This window comes from Terriglobus sp. YAF25 (genome assembly GCF_052113305.1).
Taxonomy (GTDB): Bacteria; Acidobacteriota; Terriglobia; order Terriglobales; family Acidobacteriaceae; genus Terriglobus.
In genome coordinates, this window is sequence record NZ_JBFRCY010000351.1 from 1 (window position 1) to 6666 (window position 6666).

At 57.2% G+C, this 6666-nt stretch carries 5 protein-coding genes; 3 read left to right on the forward strand and 2 right to left on the reverse strand.

The features are described from left to right. Positions 1-686 precede the first annotated feature (686 nt). Positions 687-911 (forward strand): hypothetical protein, encoded by a 225-nt coding sequence (locus AB4043_RS15230; RefSeq protein WP_442299076.1) that lies wholly within the window; start codon positions 687-689, stop codon positions 909-911. Positions 912-959: 48 nt separating this feature from the next. On the opposite strand, the gene AB4043_RS15235 is transcribed toward AB4043_RS15230, so the two are convergent. Next, entirely contained in the window at positions 960-1826 is an 867-nt protein-coding gene (locus tag AB4043_RS15235) for a LysR family transcriptional regulator (RefSeq protein ID WP_442299077.1), read from the reverse strand. 238 nt (positions 1827-2064) lie between these two features. Between AB4043_RS15235 and katG the strand changes: the two genes are divergently transcribed. After that, positions 2065-4245: a catalase/peroxidase HPI gene (katG, locus tag AB4043_RS15240; RefSeq protein ID WP_442307430.1), complete on the forward strand. Its 2181-nt coding sequence runs from the start codon at positions 2065-2067 to the stop codon at positions 4243-4245. A 109-nt stretch (positions 4246-4354) separates the two neighbouring features. Beyond that, positions 4355-5563, forward strand: a complete 1209-nt coding sequence (locus AB4043_RS15245) for a PP2C family protein-serine/threonine phosphatase (protein WP_442307431.1) — start codon at positions 4355-4357, stop codon at positions 5561-5563. A gap of 112 nt (positions 5564-5675) precedes the next feature. On the opposite strand, the gene AB4043_RS15250 is transcribed toward AB4043_RS15245, so the two are convergent. Continuing rightward, a partial coding sequence (locus AB4043_RS15250; protein WP_442307432.1) for a hypothetical protein occupies positions 5676-6666 on the reverse strand: 991 nt, incomplete at its 5' end.

Below are 6666 nucleotides of genomic sequence, written 5' to 3' on the forward strand. Positions count from 1 at the left end.
GGCGGTGACCGACCTCTCTCTTCTCCGTGATCATTCCGTCGATCACGGTGCAAAACGTAGTTGTCGTTTGTAGCAAATGGCAAGTTATTCTCCTTCGCCGGTCAGTATGTGGGCTCGCTGCGTTCTGACCGGCCCTCTTTTTCCTCAATCGACTTCCGTGTAAGCCCGCCGTAATGGCGGCATTTCTCTTTAGGGGGAAGAGAGTATTTGCATGGATGGTCTTCTTTGTATATAAATACCTACTAGTAGGTATTTAATTTTTAAGCTAAGAATTCTTCGGGAAAGTCAGGAGTCCATAAGATGAACAAGGTGAAATGTGCCGTGATCTTTGCGCTGATGTCGAACGTGTTTGCCATGGCGCAGGCGACGGAAGCAGGACAGTCCATCGCAAGACATCAGATCACGGTACAGGGAAGCGGCGTATTCACGCGGAAGGTGACCGTGCAGGGAGTGACCTATAGACCGACCTCATCCGGCGGTGGCATGGTGGGCTACCGCTTTAACTTCAGCAGGTTTCTAGGGGCGGAGGTGGAGTACGATTTTTTCCGGAATACGCAGAAGTTTGAGACATCGAGTACCTTGTTGTCGCTAAGGACCAATGTCCATGCCGCAACAGGTTCGGCCGTAATCAATCTCCCAATCCACTTACGAAGCGCTTCAAATCCTATGCGATGGTTGGAGGCGGTGTGCTGTTATTCGATCCACGGGACACGACGTTCATTCCCAGGCAGACTGCGAATGCCATCATGTTTGGAGGCGGAGTCGATATTCCCATTACCCGTCAACTCGCTGTCCGTGCTCAGGCAAAGAACTTTCTGTATAAAGCTCCGGACTTCTCTTTAGGAGTATCGCGTCCTGATAAGTTTTCCCAGATGATGGTCCCATCCGCAGGTCTCGTGTTTCAGTTCTAAGGCCGGTGCTGCGGCGTGGTCTGCGAATGTTATTTGCCGACCACGCCTTTACTTTTGGATCCCCGCGAGAAATGCCTGCTGAATGCGGTTAAAACTGCGTCCTCGCAGAACGGCGGCAACGATCGTCCGTGTGGCACGCGCATCGCTGACACGGATGTAGCGGCAGCCGGGGTTGCGGTCGATGGCCATCTCCGGAAGGAGCGAGATACCTACTCCGGCGGCGACCATTCCGATAAGACTGCTGAACTGGCCGCTCTCGAAGGCTATGCGCGGTGTGACGTGAGCATGCGTGCAGGCGGCAATACTGAGGTCGCGAAAGCAGTGACCGTCGCGCAACATGACAAAGGATTCGCCACGCAGCTCTTTCAGAGAGAGCAATTTCGCTTCGGCGCGAGGATGATCCTTGGGCAACACAGCGAAGAGTGGTTCGGTGTGGAGAGGGAAGAGCTCCAGATCCTTGTGGCGCAGCGGCAGGGCCAGAACCGCGATATCGATCGAGAGATTCCGTAGGCTTTCCACCAGTACGGGTGTCATCTCTTCCACAATGCGCAGATTGGCTTCAGGGTATCTTTTTGCAAAGGCAGCTGTGTAGCGCGGCATCAGGAACGGCGCAATCGTTGGGATGACGCCGACCGCCACGCTGCCACGGACATCAGCGGATTTATCAGCCACGGTCGCTCGAGCCGCCTCCATCTGGTTGAGGATAGAGCGGGCGTGAGGCACGAACGCGTGGCCGGCCTCGGTGAGGCGGACGCTCCGTCCCAGCCGGTCAAAGAGCTTTGCCCCCAGGTCATCCTCGAGCTTAAGAACCTGCTGTGAGAGCGATGGCTGCGCGACTTGACAGCGCTCCGCGGCGCGGCTGAAACTGCCTGTTTCGGCGATGGCGCAGACGTAGCGCAATTGATGAAACTCCATAGGAGATAACTATACTCCGGATGGGAAATATGTATTGGAGCTATAGATCCCCCGGGTGCTACAGTCATCTGGTCGAGAACGACAAGAGCGAATGGCGTGCGTGTTTTACACGCGGCTGAAGAAAACAACAACGGATCGGGCGTATAAGGAGTGACAGCCTCTGCAACCCAACGCAGGAGTCTTCCATCGCGCCAGATGCGATGAGCGAACAGAAGCGTTCAAGAAGGAGAAGAGACCCATGGCAACCGAAGCAAAGTGCCCCTTTCATCACGGCAGCAGCCCCGGGACAACGAATCGTGAGTGGTGGCCGAACCAGTTGAACCTGAATCTGCTGCATCAGCACTCGTCTCTGTCCGATCCCATGGGCGAGGATTTCAACTATGCGGAAGAGTTCAAGAGCCTGGATTATGCAGCACTGAAGAAGGATCTTCTCGCACTGATGACGGACTCGMAGGACTGGTGGCCGGCCGACTTCGGTCATTACGGCCCGTTGTTTATTCGCATGGCATGGCACAGCGCAGGCACCTATCGTACCGGAGACGGTCGCGGCGGCGGCGGCAGGGGACAGCAGCGCTTTGCTCCTCTCAATAGCTGGCCTGACAACGTCAACCTTGACCGTGCGCGCCGTCTGTTGTGGCCGATCAAACAGAAATATGGCAGGAAGATCTCCTGGGCTGACCTGATGATTCTTGCAGGTAATGTCGCTCTTGAATCCATGGGCTTCAAGACCTTGGGCTTCGCAGGTGGCCGTGCGGATGTATGGGAGCCGGATCTCGACGTCAACTGGGGACTGGAAACGACCTGGCTGGGCACGGACAAGCGTTATTCCGGAGAGCGCGATCTCGCCAATCCTTTCGGCGCAACGACCATGGGCCTGATCTACGTCAACCCGGAAGGACCTGAGGGCAAGCCAGACCCAGTCGCGGCTGCGCGTGACATTCGCGAGACCTTCGGCCGTATGGCGATGAACGATGAAGAGACCGTTGCGTTGATCGCAGGCGGTCACACCTTCGGAAAGACTCACGGTGCAGCTCCGTCTCACCATCAGGGACGTGAGCCAGAGGGATCTCCGATTGAAGAGCAGGGGCTGGGCTGGACGAGCGCTTACGCCAGCGGCATTGCCGGCGACGCGATTACCAGCGGCCTGGAAGTGACATGGACCAAGACTCCCACGAAGTGGAGCAATGATTTCTTTGAGCACCTCTTCAAGTTCGAGTGGGAACTGACCAAGAGCCCCGGCGGCGCCCACCAGTGGAAGCCAAAAGGAGACGCGGGTAACGGCACCGTACCGGACGCCCACGACCCGTCCAAGAGCCATGCACCGGCGATGCTAACCACTGATCTTTCGCTGCGCTTAGATCCGGTTTACGAAAAGATTTCGCGGCACTTTTACGAGAATCCGGCTGCATTCGCTGACGCGTTTGCGCGTGCGTGGTTCAAGCTGACGCATCGCGATATGGGTCCGCGGGCACGCTACCTCGGGCCGGAGGTTCCGGCAGAAGAGCTGATCTGGCAGGATCCGGTTCCCGCGGTCGATCACGTGCTTGTGGATGAGCAGGATGTTGCGTCTCTCAAGCAGAAGGTGCTGGCTTCGGGGCTGTCGATCCCGGAACTGGTCTCCACTGCCTGGGCTTCAGCATCTACCTTCCGTGGCTCCGATAAGCGAGGTGGCGCGAACGGTGCGCGAATTCGCCTTGCCCCGCAGAAGGACTGGGCGGTAAATCAGCCGCAGCAACTGGCGAAGGTCCTGAAGGTGCTCGAAGGCATTCRGAGCGACTTCAACGGCTCACAGGCCGGAGGAAAGAAGATCTCGCTTGCCGATCTCATCGTCCTGGCTGGCAATGCAGGTGTCGAACAGGCCGCGAGAAATGCCGGCGTCAGCGTGACCGTCCCCTTTACTCCGGGACGCACGGATGCCTCACAGGAGCAGACCGATGTGGTGTCTGTCGCTGTGCTGGAGCCGGCCGCGGATGGCTTCCGCTCCTATACCAATGGCAGTGGCATTCCGGCCGAGATCGCTCTGCTGGATAAGGCCCAGTTGCTCACGCTGACCGCGCCTGAGATGACGGTTCTCGTGGGTGGCATGCGCGCGCTGAATGCCAACTTCGGGCAGACCAAGTATGGCGTCTTCACCGAGCGGCCCGAGGCGCTAACCAACGACTTCTTCATCAATCTGCTTGATATGGGAACGCTGTGGAAGTCGACCTCGGACGCCAACGATATGTTCGAAGGACGCGACCGCAAGACCGGGAAGGTCAGGTGGACAGCAACACGAGCCGATCTGATCTTCGGTTCCAATGCCCAGCTCCGGGCTCTGGCTGAGGTCTATGGCAGCGAAGACGCGCACGGGAAGTTTGTTCAGGACTTCGTTGGAGTCTGGAACAAGGTAATGAACCTCGATCGTTTTGATCTCGCATAAATAACAGCGTCGCCGTATCAAACCGCTCAACCTCAACCTACACCGGTTGGGGTTGAGTGCGTTATGGCGCCGTGATTGCTCTATGGATCAGATAAGATGATGGGCGCGCATGTTTCAGCCCGATCCGCAACTCGCGAGAAGTGAAGTATTGCGAATCTTCAACCACGCCCAGATCTACCTTTTTCTGGGAGCGGCCATCAGCAGCGTCGGGGTGGTATCGAGCTTATTCGCGCTGTTGCGCCGCCGGTTTGATCCCTTACTTCTATGGTTTGCGCTGCTTGCCTTGCTTTATGGCGGCCGCTTGTGGATGAAGTATCAGCTTATTTGGGAGCTGGGCCTGCGACCTCCTGTCTTTTGGCGAATTTATACAGCGGTCGGGTTTCTGGTTCCTATCCCGGCGTTTTTCTTTTTCCGGGAGCTGAATCTGCTTGGGCGGGCTGGACGAGGACTTCTACTCTTTATCGGGTGCGCGCTCTACGGTAATCTGGGCGAGTTCTTCGGACGGTATGACGACATAGAGCCCTTCGGCTTTGTGGTTTTGCTCGCCTGCCTCGGTATCGTTGCAGGGCGCAGGGCTCTTGGAAAAGAACAGCAGTTATCTGTCATCCAGAAAGAGCTTGAGATTGCGCAGCGAATCCAACTCTCATTGCTGCCTGTTTCCTTTCCTGTCTCCAAAAGATTTCAGGTCGCAGCCCGGTACGTTCCTATGACCTCGGTCGCCGGTGACTTTTACGAGTATGTGGTTGCAAGTGACGACGAGGCTGGGTTGCTGATTGCTGACGTGTCGGGTCATGGTGTTCCCGCAGCGCTGATCGCCTCCATGGTTAAACTCGCCATTACCACGCAACATGAGAACGCACGTACTCCTGCGGAGCTTCTCTCTGGTATGAACGCTGTTCTTTGCGGGAATACTCAGAACCAGTTCGTTACGGCGGGATATGTCTACCTGAGTGCGGCCGAACGGGAACTGCGATATGCTGCTGCGGCTCATCCTCCAATGCTTCTTCTTCGTCAGGGTGCGACGATCGAAATTGAAGAGAACGGGCTCATGCTCGCCGCGTTCAACTTTGCGCAGTATCAGACCATGAGTGTTCCCATTCAGCCGGGGGACCGTTTCGTGCTCTACACAGACGGGATCCTCGAAGCTGAAGATGCTGAGAAGATAGAGTTTGGCAAGGATCGCCTTTGCGCGTTAGTGCGCGATACTGCAGATCGAACCTGTGCCGAAGCCGCCGATCACATCATTGCGTCAATCCGGCGATGGTCTCCTAACCAGAATGACGACCTTACTGTCTTGATCTGCGACTACGTCGCATGAAGGGCCAGAGGCTGACCTTATACGGTGTACGTAGCCTTTATTCTTCGCCCGGTAGAGAGCCGCATCGGCCTCCCGTAAGAGTGCCTCAGAAGGATTGCCGGGTGTGGGGAGATTACCAGGTGTGAACGGCGACAATCTCTGTCGAGACCGCCTTATAGTCCACGACCTTGATGCGGAGCACGACCTGCAGGTTCTGGCGCTGCCAGTTGGGTGCAAGCCTGGCGAGTCTCTTGATGGACTCGTCATCACAGACGAAGTCAGTCGCGGCCAGAGTGCCATATTGTCCCATGCCGGCAAGGCTGAGGAACGGCCCGGTAGCGTTGCCCGAGAGTAGACGGGTGATTAGCGCATAGTCTTCGGTGTCGTGCGAGTCGTTGGATGCGTTGAGCAGCCAGCTCTGGCCGGGGTTGAGATGATCATCGATACGGTTGCGGCTGGTCAGGGTAAAGCGCAGCTTCTTGGTGAACTCCCGCGTCATCTGGTTATTGAAGCCGCCGATGGAGACGGTGGGATTGCTGCGGACCTCGGCAAAGGAGATGTCGTTCGAGAAGCGAATCTGCTGCGGCTTGTTTAAGCCGGTCAGCGTACGCGTGATCTCCGCAACAGCAGCGACATCGCCAAGCGCGACAAAGCTGTCCGGCGCGGCATGCAGGCCGGCGGAGTCGACGGTCTGATGAGGATCGAGCGTGGGGAAGAACTCCATGCCGGAGGCTTCCAGATGGTGTTCCTTAACATAGTTGTCCGAGAAACTCTCTGAGAGCCGGTAGACGGCATTGCTTCCGACAGAGAGCAGCACCGGAGAGCTTGCGGTGACCAGCGGCGACCAGAACTGTTGCACGGCGCCATGGGGACGAGCGCTGTAAAACCGGATCCCGATTAGCGCAAAGAGGATGGCGAAGACAATGCCGAGCGTGAGGATGACTCGTCGATTGCGCCGAGCAGGGCTCTGGCTTACGTGGACGATGGGTGCTGGAACCTGCTGCTCGGGTTCCAGGCTGGCAGGCACCATCTCCGCAGACGGAGCAACCGCAGCATCCTCCAGTTTGGGAGGAGCGAGAAATTCAAAGGCCGCACGGTAGCCACCGACCGGGATGGAGATACGG

Excerpts from the sequence above, each read along its gene's own strand:
- AB4043_RS15245 (WP_442307431.1), top strand. The coding sequence starts at position 4,355 with ATGTTTCAGCCCGATCCGCAACTCGCGAGAAGTGAAGTATTGCGAATC.
- AB4043_RS15235 (WP_442299077.1), bottom strand. The coding sequence starts at position 1,826 with ATGGAGTTTCATCAATTGCGCTACGTCTGCGCCATCGCCGAAACAGGC.